Origin of the sequence: Pelomonas sp. KK5 (genome assembly GCF_001984095.1) — a bacterium.
GTDB lineage: Bacteria > Pseudomonadota > Gammaproteobacteria > Burkholderiales > Burkholderiaceae_C > KK5.
Genome location: NZ_LYVQ01000144.1, coordinates 1 through 17,103, shown reverse-complemented (window position 1 = coordinate 17,103; position 17,103 = coordinate 1). Strand labels below are relative to the sequence as shown.

The 17,103-nt window shown below is 70.0% G+C and carries 11 protein-coding genes; 7 read left to right on the top strand and 4 right to left on the bottom strand.

What is annotated here, in order from left to right; all coding sequences use genetic code 11:
* From B0W88_RS20780 to B0W88_RS20750, 7 genes are all read left to right on the top strand, one after another.
* Positions 1-800: cell division protein FtsQ/DivIB (locus B0W88_RS20780; protein ID WP_077036544.1), on the top strand; the 800-nt coding region annotated here is incomplete at its 5' end.
* 10 nt (positions 801-810) lie between these two features.
* Positions 811-2,040, top strand: coding sequence for a cell division protein FtsA (ftsA, locus tag B0W88_RS20775; RefSeq protein ID WP_077036541.1), 1,230 nt, complete (start codon positions 811-813; stop codon positions 2,038-2,040).
* Positions 2,041-2,170: 130 nt separating this feature from the next.
* On the top strand, positions 2,171-3,400 hold the full coding sequence (ftsZ, locus tag B0W88_RS20770; protein ID WP_077036540.1) for a cell division protein FtsZ: 1,230 nt from the start codon (positions 2,171-2,173) through the stop codon (positions 3,398-3,400).
* A 306-nt stretch (positions 3,401-3,706) separates the two neighbouring features.
* Positions 3,707-5,566, top strand: coding sequence for a sensor histidine kinase (locus B0W88_RS20765; RefSeq protein WP_158080901.1), 1,860 nt, complete (start codon positions 3,707-3,709; stop codon positions 5,564-5,566).
* An 18-nt stretch (positions 5,567-5,584) separates the two neighbouring features.
* Positions 5,585-6,520, top strand: a complete 936-nt coding sequence (gene lpxC / locus B0W88_RS20760; protein ID WP_077036538.1) for a UDP-3-O-acyl-N-acetylglucosamine deacetylase — start codon at positions 5,585-5,587, stop codon at positions 6,518-6,520.
* A 16-nt stretch (positions 6,521-6,536) separates the two neighbouring features.
* A complete protein-coding gene (locus B0W88_RS20755; protein WP_077036537.1) occupies positions 6,537-6,719 on the top strand; it encodes a hypothetical protein in 183 nt (60 codons plus the stop codon).
* Between the two features lie 257 nt (positions 6,720-6,976).
* On the top strand, positions 6,977-7,762 hold the full coding sequence (locus tag B0W88_RS20750; RefSeq protein ID WP_158080900.1) for a hypothetical protein: 786 nt from the start codon (positions 6,977-6,979) through the stop codon (positions 7,760-7,762).
* A 7-nt stretch (positions 7,763-7,769) separates the two neighbouring features.
* Here B0W88_RS20750 and B0W88_RS20745 read toward each other — a convergent pair whose 3' ends face one another.
* The 4 genes from B0W88_RS20745 to B0W88_RS33745 all read right to left on the bottom strand — a co-directional run.
* Positions 7,770-10,751 (bottom strand): bifunctional diguanylate cyclase/phosphodiesterase, encoded by a 2,982-nt coding sequence (locus B0W88_RS20745; RefSeq protein ID WP_077036535.1) that lies wholly within the window; start codon positions 10,749-10,751, stop codon positions 7,770-7,772.
* A 204-nt stretch (positions 10,752-10,955) separates the two neighbouring features.
* Positions 10,956-12,788 carry an ATP-binding cassette domain-containing protein gene (locus tag B0W88_RS20740; RefSeq protein ID WP_083748941.1) on the bottom strand — a complete coding sequence of 611 codons (1,833 nt, stop codon included), beginning with the start codon at positions 12,786-12,788 and terminating at the stop codon, positions 10,956-10,958.
* Positions 12,706-14,481: an ABC transporter ATP-binding protein gene (locus tag B0W88_RS20735; protein ID WP_077036542.1), complete on the bottom strand. Its 1,776-nt coding sequence runs from the start codon at positions 14,479-14,481 to the stop codon at positions 12,706-12,708. Before B0W88_RS20735 ends, B0W88_RS20740 begins: the two co-directional genes overlap by 83 nt.
* Before the next feature lie 13 nt (positions 14,482-14,494).
* Positions 14,495-17,103: hypothetical protein (locus B0W88_RS33745; protein ID WP_077036534.1), on the bottom strand; the 2,609-nt coding region annotated here is incomplete at its 5' end.

Below are 17,103 nucleotides of genomic sequence, written 5' to 3'. Positions count from 1 at the left end.
CCGACATCCGCCTGATGAATGCGGTGTCGGCGCTGCTCGTGCTCGCGCTGGTGCTGCTGGCGGTGAGCTTCGGGCTGCGCTGGGTGGCGGCGCTGCCGGTGTTCTCGATCCGGCAGATCGAGATCGAGGGCGACGTCACCCGCAACAACGTGGCGACGCTGCGCGCCAACGCGCTGCCCCACCTGGCCGGCACCTTCATCAGCATGAACCTGCAGGCCGGGCGCCAGGCCTTCGAGGCCGTGCCGTGGGTGCGGCATGCGATGGTGCAACGGGTCTGGCCGAGCCGGCTGAAGGTGAAGCTGGAAGAACACCAGCCGGCGGCCTACTGGGAAACCAAGGTCGACGGCGCGGCGGCGGACAGCGAGGCGAGCGTCGACCGGCAACTGGTCAACAGCTTCGGCGAGGTCTTCCAGGCCAACCTGGGCGACGTCGAGGACGAGGACCTGCCCACGCTGGCCGGCCCGGAAGGCCGCTCCGCCGAGATGCTGCGCATGTGGCAGTTGCTGGCGCAGCGGGTCAAGCCGCTGGACCAGGGCATCGAGCGGCTGGACCTGTCCGGCCGCGGCTCCTGGCGCATGACGCTGGACAAGGGGGCCGAGGTGGAACTGGGCCGGGGCAGCGAGGCCGAGGTGCTGGCGAGGGTCGAGCAGTTCGTGCGCACGATCACCCAGGTCACGGCCCGCTACCAGGCGCCGCTGGTTTCCGCCGACCTGCGCCATACCGACGGTTATGCCGTGAAGCTGGCCGGCGTATCGACATCATCAGGTCCGGGCGGCAAGCCGGGATCGAAGAAAAACTGAGGAATCAGGCATGGCCAAGGAATACAAGGATCTGGTCGTTGGTTTGGATATCGGCACCGCCAAGATCATGGCGGTGGTGGCCGAGGTGCTGGGCAATGGCGAATTGCGCATCGCCGGCCTGGGCGTGGCGCCTTCGCACGGGCTCAAGCGCGGCGTGGTGGTCAATATCGACGCCACCGTGCAGTCCATCCAGCAGGCGCTGAAGGAAGCCGAGATGATGGCCGACTGCAAGATATCCCGGGTCTATACCGGGATCACCGGCAGCCATATTCGCGGCCAGAACTCCACCGGCATGGTCATCGTGCGCGACAAGGAAGTGACGCCGGTGGACGTGGCGCGGGTGGTGGAAACCGCCAAGGCGATCAATATCCCGAACGACCAGCGCCTGCTGCTGGTGGAACCCCAGGAATTCGTCATCGACGGCCATGAGGTGAAGGAACCGATCGGCATGAGCGGCGGCCGGCTGGAGGTGAAGGTCCATATCGTGACCGGCGCACAGAGCGCGGCCGAGAATATCGTCAAGTGCGTGCGCCGCTGCGGGCTGGAAGTGGACCAGCTGGTTTTGAATCCTAGCGCCTCAAGTCAGGCGGCGCTCACTTCGGACGAGCGCGACCTGGGCGTGGCCCTGGTCGACGTCGGGGCCGGCACGACCGACGTGGCGATCTTCACCGGCGGCTCGATCCGGCATACCGCCGTCATCCCGATCGCCGGCGACCTGATCACCAGCGATATCGCGATGGCGCTGCGCACCCCGACCAAGGACGCCGAGGAGATCAAGGTCGAGCACGGCGTGGCCAAGCAACTGCTGGCCGACCCATCCGACCAGGTCGAGGTGCCCGGCCTGGGCGACCGCGCGCCGCGCATGCTGTCCAAGCAGGCGCTGGCCGGCGTGATCGAGCCGCGGGTCGAGGAGATATTTTCCCTGGTGCAGCAGGTGATCCGCGAGAGCGGGTATGAGGAACTGCTGTCCTCGGGGATTGTGCTGACCGGCGGCTCGGCGGTGATGCCGGGCATGGTGGAACTGGCCGAGGATATTTTCCTGAAGCCGGTCCGCCGTGGCGTGCCGACCTATTCGGGAGCGCTGTTCGACATGGTTTCGAACCCGCGCTCGGCGACGGTGATGGGTTTGCTGGAGGAGGCGCGGCTTTCACGCACACGGGGTTTGAAGGCGGCGCAGCAGGCGGGGTCGATGAAAACAATGTTCGGGCGGGCCAGGGACTGGTTCCTGGGTAATTTTTAAGAGTTTGGTATCGAGTCGGGGAATCACCTGTCGAAACTGTCTGCAAAAGGCGGCGGAGACGGTAAATAAAGGGTGATCCCTGTAGTTTTTAACGCATGGCAACTGCAAAATTGCAAGTAGGAGGTTCAATATGGCGATCGAGATGATCGAGGAATTCGACCAGGGCACCCAGATCAAGGTGATCGGTGTCGGCGGCGGCGGCGGCAACGCGGTCGAGCACATGATTGCTCAGGGCGTCCAGGGCGTTGAATTCATCAACGCCAATACTGACGCCCAGGCACTCAACCGCTCGAAAGCGGACCAGCTGCTGCAACTGGGAACCTCCGGCCTGGGCGCCGGCGCCAAACCCGAAATGGGCAAGGCCGCCGCCGAGGAAGCCGAGAACCGCATCCGCGAATCCATCCAGGGCGCGCACATGCTGTTCATCACCGCCGGCATGGGCGGTGGCACCGGCACCGGCGCGGCGCCGGTGATCGCGCGCATCGCCAAGGACATGGGCATCCTGACCGTCGGCGTGGTGACCAAGCCCTTCGAGTTCGAAGGCAACCGCCGCTCCAAGGCGGCCGACGCCGGCCTGACCGAGCTGGAAGCCAATGTCGACTCGCTGATCGTGATCCTGAACGACAAGCTGCTCGACGTGCTGGGCGACGACGTCACGCAGGATCAGGCCTTCGGCCATGCGAATGACGTGCTGAAGAACGCCGTTGGCGGCATTTCGGACATCATCCACATGCCCGGCCTGGTCAACGTCGACTTCGAGGACGTCAAGACCGTGATGAGCGAGCCCGGCAAGGCGATGATGGGCACGGCCGTGGCCAGCGGCCCGGACCGCGCCAGCAAGGCGGCCGAGGCGGCCGTCGCCTGCCCGCTGCTGGAAGGCATCGACCTGTCCGGCGCGCGCGGCGTGCTGGTGTTGATCGCGGCCAATCGCAACACCTTCAAGCTGTCCGAGAGCCGCAACGCGATGAACGCGATCAAGCGCTACGCGGCCGAGGATGCGCACGTGATCTACGGCACCGCCTATGACGAGAGCCTGGGCGACACGCTGCGCGTCACCGTGATCGCCACCGGCCTGTCCTCGCAGCGCGCCCGCGCGCAGGCGCCGCTGTCGGTGGTGCAGCAGCCGCTGCGCACCGGCACCGACAACATGCCGGTGCTGACGCAGTCGGTCGCGATGTCGGCAGGTGGCGGTGCAGCCGCGGCACCGGCCGTGGGCCACGCCAGCAGTGACTTCGCCGGCATGAGCGTGCCCAGCGTCTGGCGCCATGGCCGCACGGCCGCAGCCAAGGTCGAGGCCCTGTCCTCGAATGGCATGGACGAAATCGAGATCCCGGCCTTCCTGCGCAAGCAGGCCGACTGATCGTCGAGCTGAGCACTGCCTCACGAATGAGGCTGTTCAACCCCTAAAGCCCGGGCGGTCCGCCCGGGCTTTGTCGCTTCTTGCTATGGCATCCTTGTCCCGCTCCGATGCGGCACAGTGCTGGCGCATTGGTGGAACCGGGTATATCCGCCCGCCGCGAGAACGACAACGATCAACCGCATGCCGCCAGCCACGCACCGCCCGTGTCGTCGCCCGCCGAGCCGGCTGGCGTGGCTCCTGGCCTCATTCCTTCTCTTCCTCCTGTCCGGCCCGAGCGTCGCGCAATGGCTGCCGATGCCCGAAGCCGTGACCAGGCCGCAGGCCAGCGAACAGCTCAGCGTGGCCCAGCTCGCCACCCGCGACTGGACGCCCGAGGACCTGCAGCAATGGTGGGCCGCCCTGCGCTCGGCCGATGGCGCCGGCCCGGCGCCCGCGCTTCAGCAACTGCCCGCGCACCTGCTGCCGCCCGCCGACCCCGCCGCCTGGCAGTCGGTGCGCCTGCCCGACGTCAAGCCTCGCGAGCCCGCCGCCGGTCCGCTGGAGACGCCGCATCTGCAGATGCGCTGGTACCGCCTGCGCTATGCCCCGCCGGGCGGCCGCTGGCCCACCAGCGTGGCGCTGTACATGCCGCGGCTGGTGACGATGGCGGCGGCGGTGCTGGTGAAGACGCCGGCCGGCTGGCAGCCGGTGTTCGACAACCAGGCCGGCGCCCGCGAGCAGTGGGTGCGGCCGCTGTGGGTCGCGATTCCGGCGGCGCTGACGGGCGCGCAGGATCAGCAGGCGCTGGAGATCATCGTCGCCGCGCCGGTGCTGGACCACGGCTTCCATGCCGTGTCCACCGCCTGGCTCGGCGCGCGTGAGGACCTGGAGCCGCGCTACCGGCAGCGCTGGTGGCTGCAGGTGGGCGTGGCCCAGGCCACCGGCATGACGCTGGCCGTGCTGGGCCTGTTCGCCTTCGCGCTGTGGCTGCGCCGGCGCAAGGACACGCCCTGGCTGCTGTTCTCGCTGGTGGCCGCCGGCTGGCTCGTGCGCAACCTGCACTACCACCTGGACCTGCCGCAGACCCGGCTGGGCCTGGAATGGTTCTGGTGGGCGACGCAGGCCTCGATGTCCTGGGTGATGCTGCTGTGCTTCATGTTCGCGCTGCGCTTCGCCGCGACGGCCCATGCGCGATTCGAGCGGGCGCTGGCGCTCTTCGTCGCCGTCAGCAGCGTGATGACGATGCCGCTGTGGCTGCGCTGGGTCGACGTGCTGCTGCTGCAGCAGGGCATGAACGCGGTCGTGGCGCTGCTGGGCGTGGCCTATGTCGGCTGCGTGGCGCTGCGCGAGGGCCGGCGCGAGCTAAGCATCACCGCGGTGGCGCTGGCCGTCGGCCTCGCGCTCGGCCTGCACGACCTGCTGATGCTGGCCGGCTGGGTCGGCGCCGAGCACATCTACCTGATGCCTTTCGCGACGCTGGTCGTCGTCGGCAGCTTTCTCTATGCGCTGCAGCGCCGCTACGTGGGCGCCTTCGGCGAGGTGCAGCGCCTCAACGAGGAGATGGCCGAGCGCCTGGCGCAGCAGGAGCGCCAGCGCCTGATGCAGGACATGCACGATGGCCTGGGCTCGGCGCTGCTGTCGGCGATGGTGGCGGTGGAGCAGGGCAGCATGGACCAGCACAAGGTGGTCGAGGTGCTGCGCGAATGCGTGGACGACCTGCGGCTGGTGATCGATTCGCTGGAGCCGGTGGGCCATGACCTGGTGGCGCTGCTGGCCACGATGCGCTACCGGCTGGGCAAGCGGCTGCAGGCCGGCGGCCTGGTGCTGGACTGGGATGTGCAAGACCTGCCCCCGCTGGCCTGGCTGGAGCCGCCCGATGCGCTGCATGTGCTGCGCCTGATGCAGGAGGCGCTGACCAATGTGCTCAAGCACGCCAACGCCCAGCGCGCCCGCATCGTCACCCGCCACTACGGCAGCTATGTGGAAATCCGCGTGGAGGACGACGGCGATGGCTTCGACATGGAGAGCGCCCAGCGCGGCCGCGGCCTGAAGAGCCAGCAGAAGCGCGCCAACCGGCTCGGCGGCCATCTGAAGGTGGACAGCAGCCCGGGCCACGGCACCCGCACCAGCCTGCGACTGCCGGTGACCCGCGCGGCGAGCCCGGCCAAGGCACAAGGGCATCGTTGATCTGGGAGAATTCCTCCCATGGTCAAGCAGCGCACCCTCAAGTCGATCACGCGCGCCGTCGGCGTCGGCATCCACAGCGGCCAGAAGGTCGAACTGACGCTGCGCCCGGCGCCGCCCGATACCGGCCTGGTCTTCCGCCGCGTCGACCTGGCCCAGCCGGTGGACATCCCGGTGCGCACCGACACCGTGTGCGACACCCGCATGGCCACCACGATCAGCCCCAAGGGCGATCCCAGCGGCCCCAAGGTGCAGACGATCGAGCACCTGCTGTCGGCCTGCGCCGGCCTGGGCCTGGACAACCTCTACGTGGACATCAGCGCCGACGAGGTGCCCATCCTCGACGGTTCGGCCGCCAGCTTCGTCTACCTGCTGCAGAGCGCCGGCATCGAGCTGCAGGATGCGCCGAAGAAGTTCCTGCGGGTGAAGAAGCCGGTCGAGGTGCGCCAGGGCGAGGGCAAGCGGCTGATGTGGGCGAAGCTGGAGCCGCACCACGGCTACACGCTGTCCTTCCAGATCGAGTTCGACAACGCCGCCGTGGCGGCCACCGGCCAGCAGTACGTGTTCGACATGGGCTCGGGCCAGTACAAGCGCGAGATCGCCCGCGCCCGCACCTTCGGCATGGCCAGCGACATCGACCTGATGCGCTCGCGCGGCCTCACGCTGGGCGGCTCAATGGACAACGCCATCGTCGTGGACGACTACAAGGTGCTGAATGCCGACGGTCTCCGCTACGACGACGAGTTCGTCAAGCACAAGATCCTCGACGCGATCGGCGACATGCAGGTCGTTGGCCACCCTCTGCTGGCGGCCTACACCTCCTTCAAGGGCGGCCACGCGCTGAACAACAAGCTGCTGCGCGCGCTGCTGGCCGACCCCGAGGCCTACGAGTTCGTCAGCTTCGACGACGAGCGCGCCGCGCCGGCCGGCTTCGCCGAGCTCGCGCCGGCCTGGTGAACGGGACTGGCGCCGGATGATCTTCCGCCTCGTCCTGGCCCTGCTGGTGGCGGCGGCGCTGCTGTGCTTCGCGGTCTACGTGGGCACGAAGCAGCCGGTCTGGAAGCGCCGCGGCGTGCTGCTTCTGCGCTGGACGGTGATGGCCGGCCTGGCCTTCTTCGCGCTGCTGATCGTCGAACGCGTGCTGCTAATTCTCTGAACCGGCACCTCGGGGTCAGGGCTTGCCCTAGGCTGTTTGTCATCGGCAGGTCACGTTCCGGGCAAACCCTGGCACCAACCCCTAGGGGCTTGCCCGCATGGGCAAGATCTGTCCCCTATCTCCCCTTCAATTCGTGAATTAGTCCGCGGTCTGGATCCATAGACTGGCCCCTCGTTACAGATTCTGACAACTGAGCGAGAGGGACCTAGATGGATTCGTTGGGATCGCAATTCGACCAGAAGAGCGGCGTAGCCGCCATGGCAGAGGATGACATCGGAGTGCAGAACCGCCTGCCCTTCCGGATCAGCGTGGCGACACGCGCAGACATCGAGCAGGTGGCGGACCTGCGTGCCACCACCTATGGCCGGCACCTGCCCGAGCTGGGCGAGCGCCTGGCCCAGGCCGAGGCGGCGGACTTCGAGCCCGGCTGCGAGGTGCTGGTCGCGCGCTCGAAGCTGGACGACAGCGTGCTCGGCACGCTGCGCATCCACTCGAACGTGCTGAAGCCGCTGCCGCTGGAGGCGTCCTACCCCTTGCCGCCGCAGTACGAGGGCCAGCGCCTGGCCGAGGCCACGCGGCTGTGCGTCAAGGGCGCGGCCGGTTCCTCGCTGGTGCGCAACGCGCTGTTCAAGGCCTTCTTCAACTACTGCCAGCAGCAGCAGGTCGATTGGCTGCTGGCGGTCGGTCGCCGCCCGGTGGACCGGCTCTATGACGCACTGCTGTTCAGCGACGTCGGCGAGGCCGGCCGCTACTACCCGATGGCGCACGTCGGCAACGTGGCGCACCGGGTGATGAGCTTCCTGACCGAAGGCGCCGAGCCGCTGTGGATGCGCAACAACCATCCGCTCTACGGCTTCGTGTTCCTGACCGACCACCCGGACATCGACCTGTCCGGCGCCCGCTCGCTGCAGGCGCTGGCGGATTCGACGGCCCGTCGCGCGGTTCAGCCGATCCTGCAGCCGGCTCCGCACCTGAGCCTGGCGGCCAGCAACGGCCAGAGCTACCTGCCGCTGCCGGCAGTGGTGCGCACCGCAGCGGCCTGAGCCTCCTTCAGTGCAGCAGTCCCGCGACTGACAGCAGCGGCCGCTCGCCGTGCAGCGGCAGGCTGCCCTGGTCGCCGGCCTGCAGCTGGCGCACATAGGCCAGCACGGCCGGGTTGTCGATGAAGTCCACCGCCGAGGAGGCGCGCAGGATGTCCTCCGGCATCACCGGGCGGCTGATCGCGTAGCCCTGGGCGTAGTCCACGCCCGCGGCCACGAGGGCCTGCAGCACCGGCAGGTTCTCCGCGTACTCGCCGATCGACTTCATGCCCAGGCTGCGCACCAGGCCGCCCAGGGCCGCCAGGATGGCCATGCTGGCCGGGTTGGTCGCGGCGTCGCGCACCAGCGAGCCGTCCAGCTTCAGCGCGTCCACGCTGAGGCCCTTCAAGTAACCGAACGAGGAATAGCCGGCGCCGAAGTCGTCCAGCGCCACCTTCACGCCCAGGTCCCGCGCCCGGTCGATGAAGCGCTGCATGTGGACCATGTCGGTCAGCGCCACCGTCTCGGTGATCTCGATGCAGATGCGTGCGACGGCGCGCTTGTGCGTCTCGAAGAGCTTGAACAGCTCCTCGACGAAGCTCTCGTCGTTCAGCGAGCTGCCCGACAGGTTGACGCCGACGAACTGCGTCTTCGTCAGCCGTTCGGTGTGTGCCTCCAGCCAGGCGATGGTGGTGGCCACCACCCAGCGGTCGATGATGGCGGTCTTGCCGTGGGCCTCGGCCGCCTCGATGATGATCTGCGCCGGCACGATATCGCCGTTGGGCTTCCTCATGCGCAGCAGCACCTCGAAGTTCAGCGACTCGAAGGGCGCGGCGATCGACAGCTCCGGCTGCATCATCAGGAACAGGCCCTTGGGCGTCTCCCCGCGCTCCAGGCAGCCGATCAGCTCCAGCTCCTCCTTGTGGTGCTTGAAGAAGGCATCGCTGCCGTCCATCACCACCATGCGCTGGTTGGGCCGCTTCTTGGCCATGCGGCACAGCGTGTCGGCGGCGGAGACGATTTCCTTCAGCGCCGCGCCGCCGAAGCTCTCGGCCGCCACCAGCCCGCCCGAGATGCTCAGCGTGAAGCGTTGCAGGTCGATCTGGAAGGGCGCCGCGGCCACCAGCGCGCAGATGTTGTTGCAGCGCTGGGTGGCCTCGGCCATCGAGGCGTGCGGGAAGGCCACGACGAACTCGTCCCCGCCCACCCGGGCCAGCAGGTCGCGCGGGCCCAGCTGGCTGCGGATGCGGTCGCAGGCCTGCTTGAGGACCGCGTCGCCGGCGGCGTGGCCGTAGAGGTCGTTGATCAGCTTGAAGCGGTCCAGGTCGAAATAGGCCAGCGTGCGCGGCGGCTGCTGCTGGCGCTCGAACTTGCGCGCCAGGCCGCGCAGGTTCAGGCAGTCGGTCAGCGGATCGTGGTTGACCAGGAACTCCAGCCGCGAGGTGGCGCGCACCCGCTCGCTGATGTCCTGCAGCGAGCCTTCGAAGACCCGGCCGTCCACCGTCGAGGCCTTGATGGCGTACCAGCACTCGACCTCTTCGGCCGGCCGCTGCGGGCGCAGCGTGCGCAGGCGCAGCGGCTGCGCCTGCAGGTCCAGCGAGGCCGGCGCGCCCAGCGCGTGCAGCATCAGGAATTCGCCGACGACGTCGTCCGCGAAGATCTCGGACAGGGCCAGGCCCTCGATGTGGTCCGGCAGCTCCAGCATCGCCTTGAAGGCCGGGTTGGCGTGGGCGATGAACTCGCCGTCGCGCACGGTGAACAGGCCGATCGGCGAGTCGTCGTAGGCGGCCTTCAGCGTGCGCTGCGCCTGCTCGCGCTGTAGCCGGTCGGCACGCATGTGCTCGGCCACCGCGGCGGTGGCCAGCAGGGCCGAGGCCAGCGCGGCGGTCACGCTGTTGAGCCCGCCCATCAGCGAGCGCTGCCCCAGCGCCGCGGCGATCACCTCGTTGGCCGAGCCGGCCAGCGTGACGATGATCGAGAAGGCGTACCAGAGCCCGTGGCGCGAGCGCAGCCGGCTCAGGAAGATATAGAGGTAGGGCACCCAGGTGGCCATGAACACCGCCGAGGCCACCCACAGCACCGGCAGCATGTGGGCATAGTCCAGCACGCAGCACAGCGCCAGCATCGCCACGGAGGCCAGCTTGTGCAGCTGCAGCAGCCATTGGCCGCGCACGGCCAGCAGCTCCTTGCGGAACAGCATGCTGAACACCGCCACCGTGCTGATGAAGTACAGGCACAGGGTCCACTGGCGCATCGGCGTCAGCACCGCGGCCGGCAGCCCGATGCCGAAGACGCTGCCGTCCAGCCCTTCGGACAGCAGGGCCATGCGCAGGCTGATCAGCAGCCAGCCGACGAAGGCCCAGTACAGCGGGCTGCCGTTGATCGTGGCGGTCAGCGCGATGGACAGGGCCAGCACGCCCAGGCCCACCTCCAGCATCAGGCCCACGCGGCGGAAGCCGTCCTGCGCCTGCGCCCAGCTGGGCGCGCTCCAGACCAGGGCCGAAATCTTGGCCGGGCCCTCGAAGCTGGAGCGGCAGACCAGGTTCGCCTCTGCGCGATCGGCCGCGAAGGCCAGCGCGAAGCCGCCGCGCGAGGCCTGGATCAGGCCGTCGTTCGGATGGTCGCGATCGACGGCGCCGAGCTGTTGCAGGCCGGCATCGGCATCCCAGCAGCGCAGCTCGGCCGCGTGGCGGGACGGAAATTCGACGAACCAGTTGCCCGGCACCGAGCCGGCCGGGGCCAGCGCGTGCACCGCGAACCAGAAGGGCTGGGTGGCCCGCTGCGTCTCGACCGAGCTGCGCTCGGCGCTGTCGCGCAGCCGCGCCTGCGCCTGGGCGGGCTCGACGGCGGCATCCGCCGGGGCCATCCAGACATTGAGCGGCAGCGGTGCGCCGCTGACCGGCGCGGCCCGGCTGAGCTGCCAGATGCCGGCCATGGCGGCGACGGCCAGCACCACCGCCGGCAGGATCCGGGCGGCGGTGTGATTGATGATGTTGGCAACGACGTGACGCACTCTGGCTGGGCTCCTGCAAGTCTGCGCACGGGGCTGCGGCTCGCTTATCCCAGCGTTATAGGGGATGGATCCAGAACTGGACAAGACCTGGCACCCGACGCCCAGTTCAAGCGTGAAATGCTTCACCGCCTGGCGGTGTCTTGTGGTCAGTGGAAGACGGGCGTTAGGTGCTAACCCGGAGTGTCACCCTGGTGACTTAGTCGCTCAATCTTCCAGCGCCTGGAGCTGCACCAGCCGCGCGTAGAGCCCGCCTTCGACGGCCATCAGCTGCTCATGGCTGCCCCGCTCGACCAGCCGGCCGTGGTTCAGCACGACGATCTGGTCGGCTGCGCGGATGGTCGAGAGGCGGTGCGCGATGGCCACCACGGTGACCTGCCCGCGCAGCGCGGCCAGCGCCTCGCTGACCACCTGCTCGGTGGCGCTGTCGATGTTGGAGGTGGCCTCGTCCAGGAACAGGATGCGCGGCTCGCCGGCCAGCGCCCGGGCCAGCGCGATCAGCTGTTTCTGGCCGGTGGAGACGCGGGCGCCGCCTTCGCCCAGCGGCGTCTCGTAGCCCTGGGGCAGGGCGGCCAGGAACTCGTCGATGCGGGCGGCGCGGGCGGCGGCGCGGATGCGGGCCTCGGGGATGCCGCGGCCCATCGCGATGTTCTCCCGCGCGGACGCAGCCAGCAGATAGGGCTCCTGCGGCACCAGGCCCACGCCGGCGCGGAAGGCCTCGTCGGCGATCGCATCGAGCGGCCGGCCGTCGATCTCGATGCGGCCGCACTGCGGGGCGTAGAAGCGCAGCAGCAGGGACAGCAGCGTGGACTTGCCGCTGCCGGTGTGGCCGACGATGCCGACGAAGCTGCCCGGCGCGATCGTGAGGCTCAGGTCGTGCAGCACCGGATGCTGGGGCGCATAGCCGAAGCTCAGCGAATCGATCGCGATGCCGCCGGCGCCCAGGCCCGCGCCGCCGTCGCTCGCCACCGGCGCCGTTTCCTGCAGCAGCGTGCGCACCCGCGAAGCCGCTACCATCGACTGCTGCAGCTGGCCGAACTGCAGCGTGATCTGCGTCAGCGGCTCGACGACGCGGGCGATGTAGCCGAGGAAGGCATAGAGCAGGCCCACCTCCAGCCCGGACAGCTCGCGCAGGCCGAAGCCGTAGATGACGGTCACCAGCAGCAGCACGTTGAGCAGGTCCAGCGCCGGCCGCAGCAGCCAGGCGTTGGCGCGCAGCTCGGCCAGCCGGGCGTGGAAGTGCGCGCCGTTGGTGGCGCCGAAGCGCCCGGCGAAGCGCGGCGCCGCGCCGGCCGCCTGGAGTACCGCCATGCCGGCGATGCTCTCGGCCATCTGGGCGTTGATCTCGCTGCGCAGCTGGCGCTGGCGGGCCACGGCCGGCGCGCTCCAGCGCTGGTAGAACCAGATGATGGTCACCATCGCCGGCACCAGCATCGCGACGATCAGCATCAGCCGCCAGTCCAGCCAGGCCATCGCCGTCATCGAGCCGAGCACGACGATGCCGGAGTCCAGCATCACGTACAGCGCCTGGCGGTAGAGCATGTTGACCGCCTCGCTGTCGTTGGTCACGCGGCTGACCAGCTGGCCGGTGATCGCCTTGTCGAAGAAGGCCATCGGCAGCGCCAGCACGTGGGCGTAGACCCGCTCGCGCAGGCGCAGCACCGAGCGCCGCGCGATGCCGGCCATGCGCACCAGCTGGGCGTAGCGGATCCAGCCGGCCGACCAGTTGCACAGCAGCAGCGTGCCCAGCAGCAGGGCCATCGCGGCGGGCTCGAAGCGGCCGGGAGCGAGGTAGGCGTCGATGTAGCGCTTGCCGAGGATCGGGCCGAGGGCCTCAAGTGCCGCGGCGGTGCATAACCACAGGAATCCACGGACCAGGCGCGGGCGTTCCGGCGCGGCCGCTTCCAGCAGCAGGCCCACGCTGTCCCAGGGGCGTTCGGTCTTACCGTCGTTCCTGTCAGGCGGCTTCAATGGAGGCCTCCAGTTGCTGGTAGCGCCATTGCTGGGCGTACCAGCCGTTCGCTTCGAGCAGTTCGGCATGGCTGCCCTGCTCGGTGATGCGGCCGCCGCGCAGCACGGCGATATGGTCGGCGTCCATCACCGCGCTCAGCCGGTGGCTGACGATGATCTCGCTGCGGCCGGGATGGGCCGCGCGCAGCTCGCGCAGATGGGCGAGGATCTGCGTCTCGGTGCCGGTGTCCACGGCGGAGAGCGCGTCGTCCAGCAGCAGGATCGGGGAGCCGGCCAGCAGCGCGCGGGCGATGGCGACGCGCTGGCGCTGGCCGCCGGACAGCGTCACGCCGCGCTCGCCGACCTCGGTCTCGTAGCCCTGCGGCAGGCGGCGGATGTCCTCGTCCACGGCGGCCAGGCGGGCGGCCTGCTCGACCTGCGCGCGGGTGGCGCCGGGCGCGGCCAGTGCGATGTTCTCGGCCACCGAGGCGGAGAACAGGAAGGGCTCCTGCGGCACCCAGGCGATCGCATGGCGCAGCGACTCCAGCCGGTACTCGGGCAGCGGGCGACCATCGAGCAGGATGCGCCCCGCCTCCGGCTCGAACTGCCGCAGCAGCAGCCGCAGCACGGTGGACTTGCCGGCGCCGGTCGGGCCCACCAGGCCCAGCGTGCCGCCCGGCGGCAGCGCCAGCGTGAGACCGTCCAGCGCGGGCCGCCCGGCCTCGGGATAGGCGAAGCGCAGCTGCTCGAACTGCAGCGCGGCGCCGGGCGGCACCTCGGCGCTGCCGGTGTCGGCCAGCGTCAGCGGCGCATCCAGCAGCGGCCCCAGCCGCGCCCAGGCGGCCCGGCCCCGTTCCAGCAGCGAGAGCACCCAGCCGGCGGCGAACATCGGCCAGATCAGCTGGCTCAGGTACATCGTGAACGAGGTCAGCTGGCCGATGCTCAGCTCGCCGCGCGCCACCAGCCAGCCGCCGGCGCCCAGCGCGATCGCCAGGCCCAGGCCCAGCGTCATGCCCACGGCCGGCTCGTAGGCGGCCTCCCAGCGCTGGGCGCGGTAGCTGGCCTCGCCGGCGGCCTCGGCCAGCTCGCCGAACTGGCCGGTGTTGCGCGCCACCAGTCCTAACGCGCGAATCGTGCGGACCCCGGCCAGGCCCTCCTGCACATGCTGGTTCAGCGCCGAGAAGCGGGCCAGCGAACCCTGCCAGGCCAGGTGGACCTGGTTGGACACCTTCCAGAAGGCGAAGGCCATCAGCGGGAAGGGCACCAGCGCGGCCAGGCCCAGGCGCCAGTCCACGCCCAGCGTCATCATCGCGAGCACGAGCACCAGCGTCAGCGAACCGTCGAAGGCGGCCAGCAGCGCATCGCCCGCGGCCATCTCGATCGCGTCGATGTCGTTGGTGGCCAGGGCCATCAGATCGCCGGTGCGGCTGGCCTGGAAGAAGGCCGGGCCCTGCAGCGTCAGCCGCTCGTAGAGCCGGGTGCGCAGCTGCCGGCCCAGGCCGTAGGCCGCGCGGAACAGCGCCATGCGCCAGCCCACGCGCAGCAGGTAGATCGCCAGGCCCGCGGCCGCCAGCTGGGCCAGCGGCAGCAGCAGCGCAGGGCCGCGCAGGCTGCCGGCCACCAGGCCGTCCACCACATGGCCCACCTGGCGGGGGATCCAGACGATCAGCAGCGCGATGCCGGCCAGCATCGCGGCCGAGGCGATGTAGGCCCGCCAGTGCTGGCGCAGGAAGGTGGCCAGCAGGCGCAGGAGCGAGGTGGGGGTGGTGGGGCTGCTCGTCATCGAGCAGCGCATTCTATGGAGCGAGTTTGACCAGCAGGTCCTGGCCCGCGATGAAGTTGCTGTCCGCCGGCACCTCGATGGCCAGTTCCAGCTGTCCGTCGAGCTTCAGCTTGGCGGCCTGCTCCGGCGCGATGCGGATGCGCAGCCGGCCCGGCGTGACCTGGTGCATCAGGTAGTAGCCGTCGGCGGAGCTGGTGGTGGTGGCGACGACGCGGTCCTGTTCGTCCACCAGTTCGAGCTGCGCATCGCCGATGCCGCGGCGGCGGCCGCCGGCCTCGACCAGCCAGACCGTGCCTTCCAGCTCCGAGGTGGGCACGACCGGGAACTCCAGCAGCTCGACGCGGCCCGGCCGCGGCAGCACGCGCACGCCCGCCGTGGCCGGCTTCCATTGCGGGTCTTCCAGCGTGGTCGTGTCCAGCTCCACCTCGGCATAGCGGCCAGGGCCGAGCCGGCTCAGCAGCGCGATGCCCTCGTCGTTGGTCAGCACCGGATGACGGCCGCCGCGGTTGATCAGGAAGCCGGCGTTGGGCACGGACTCCTCGCCCGGGTCGCGGATGCCGTTCATGTTGCGGTCGACGAAGGCCCGCGCCGACACCGCGCCCATGCCCGCCAGCGGCATGCCGTCGAAGGCCCAGCGGCCGCTGCGTGGATCGCGCTCCAGCGCGACGAAGAGCTGGGCCGCCAGCGCGGCCTCGCGGGTGCTCGAGTAGCTGGCCGTCACCGCCAGGCCGAAGCTGCCGAAGTTGCGGCTGAAGCCGGCCGAGGCCAGGGTCTGGTGGCTGTCCAGGCTGCGCAGCAGGCCGGCGCTGAGCTGGTAGCCGTCGCCGAGGCTCCGGTCGGCGCTGAGGGCCATGCCCTGCACCGAGGCGTCCGGCCGCAGCCGGTACAGCAGCTGGCCGTTGAGCCCGACGCCGGCCACGCGGCGGCTCAGCTGCAGCACGCCGTCGATGGTGTTGCCGAAGTCGCTGCTGCGCTGCCAGCGCAGGCTGTTGGAGAGGGCGGTGCCGCGCCACATCGTCGAGCCGCGCAGCGCGGCCAGCTTGGTGTCGGCATCGCCGGGGAAGCGGCTGCGCTGGAGGTCGAAATCCAGCTGCAGCACCGGCAGGCCGCTCGGGCGCAGCGAGCCGTTGAGATGCAGCTCGTCGCGGCGCAGCACGCCGTCGGCCACGTCGCCCATCGAGTCGCTGCTGGCCAGGCGCTGGGTGTGGAACAGGTCCAGGCTGAAGCGGCCCAGGCGCGTCTTCAGGCTGAAGGCGCCCAGCGAGCCGCCGCCCTGCAGGCCGGTGAACTGCGAGCTGAGGATCATCGTGTCCAGATAGGCCATCAGGCCCAGCTGCCCGAAGGACAGCGGCTCGCCGCTGCCCAGGCGCGGGCGGCGGATCAGGCCCAGGCGTGCGCTCAGCTGCTTGCTGAGGCCCAGGTCCGCCTGCATCACGCTGCGCGAGCTGCCGTCGTCGGCGAACTGCTGGGCCATCGAGTAGTAGAGCTGGCCGGGCTTGAGCTGGGACTGGTCGAGCAGGAAGTCCTGCCGCTCCACCCGCAGTTGGCCCAGCGGCCCGTGGAAGACCAGGCGGAACTCGTTGCGGCCGACCGAGAGCGGCAGGTCGTCGAAGGCGTACTGGCCGTCGGCGCGGGAGTTCTGGTAGGCGATCAGCGCCTCGTTGTAGTAGAGCGTCACGTCCCAGCCGGGCGGCAGGTCGCCGCGCAGGCTGTGGCGGTCGAAGCCGTTGGGCGCGTCCAGCGGCCGGTTGCTGACCAGCAGGCCGTTGCCCTTGGGGCTGCCGGTCATGATGTCGCGCACGCTGGGCAGCACGACGTTGCCCAGCGTCACCGTACGCGCCTGCAGCGGGCCCAGCAGGCCGGCGTCGGGGTCGTTGCGGGAGAGGCTCAGGCGCAGGTCGGGCGAGGACTTGTCGCTGGTCTTCAGCACATAGGCCGAGCCTTCCATGCCCAGCAGGTCGCCGGTGACATAGGCGGTGTAGGCGCTCTTGTACTGGCGCGAGTCGCGGCCGAAGCGGGCATCGCCGCCGTAGGACTGGTCGATGAAGGGCACGCTGGCCAGGCCCGGCGTGGACTCGGTGTACGGGTAGGGCGTGCGCGCCGGCTGGGCATTGCCGGCCAGGCCGGCGGCCAGGCGCTCGCGCTCCAGCCGCTCCTGCAGCGGCAGCTTCTCGCGCGGCGCCACCTTGAGCTGCAGCGTGGCCATGTCCACCTTCAGGTCCACGGGTAGCCAGCGCTGCAGCAGCTGGGCGGAGACATAGACCTCGTCGCCCACCACCGCGGCCATGCGCGGCTCGAAGCCCAGCTCGCGGCCGTTGACGGTGGCGACCGACTCGCGCAGGTTCAGCGCGAAAGGGCGATCCGGCTTCAGCAGCAGGCCGCTGGCGCCGCCCTCCTGTGGCTGCACCTGGATCGGCAGGGTCAGCAGCCGCGCCAGCTCGCCCAGCGGCAGCAGCACCTGGGCGCCGTCCTGGTAGGCCCCGAGGCTGTCGGAGAGCACCTGGCCGTCCAGCCGTACTTCGAGCACCAGCAACTGGGCTTCGAGCTCGGTGGTGCGGCGCGGGCTGGCGAGCACCGGTGGCGGCGGGGCAGGCGGCGCGGGGGCGGCCGCCAGCGGCAGGT

Bases quoted from the DNA above. Each gene is read 5' to 3' on its own strand.
- ftsA (WP_077036541.1), top strand. From the start codon at position 811: ATGGCCAAGGAATACAAGGATCTGGTCGTTGGTTTGGATATCGGCACC.
- ftsZ (WP_077036540.1), top strand. From the start codon at position 2,171: ATGGCGATCGAGATGATCGAGGAATTCGACCAGGGCACCCAGATCAAG.
- lpxC (WP_077036538.1), top strand. From the start codon at position 5,585: ATGGTCAAGCAGCGCACCCTCAAGTCGATCACGCGCGCCGTCGGCGTC.
- B0W88_RS20755 (WP_077036537.1), top strand. From the start codon at position 6,537: ATGATCTTCCGCCTCGTCCTGGCCCTGCTGGTGGCGGCGGCGCTGCTG.
- B0W88_RS20750 (WP_158080900.1), top strand. From the start codon at position 6,977: ATGGCAGAGGATGACATCGGAGTGCAGAACCGCCTGCCCTTCCGGATC.
- B0W88_RS20740 (WP_083748941.1), bottom strand. From the start codon at position 12,788: ATGCCGAACTGCTCGAAGCGAACGGCTGGTACGCCCAGCAATGGCGCT.
- B0W88_RS20735 (WP_077036542.1), bottom strand. From the start codon at position 14,481: ATGACGAGCAGCCCCACCACCCCCACCTCGCTCCTGCGCCTGCTGGCC.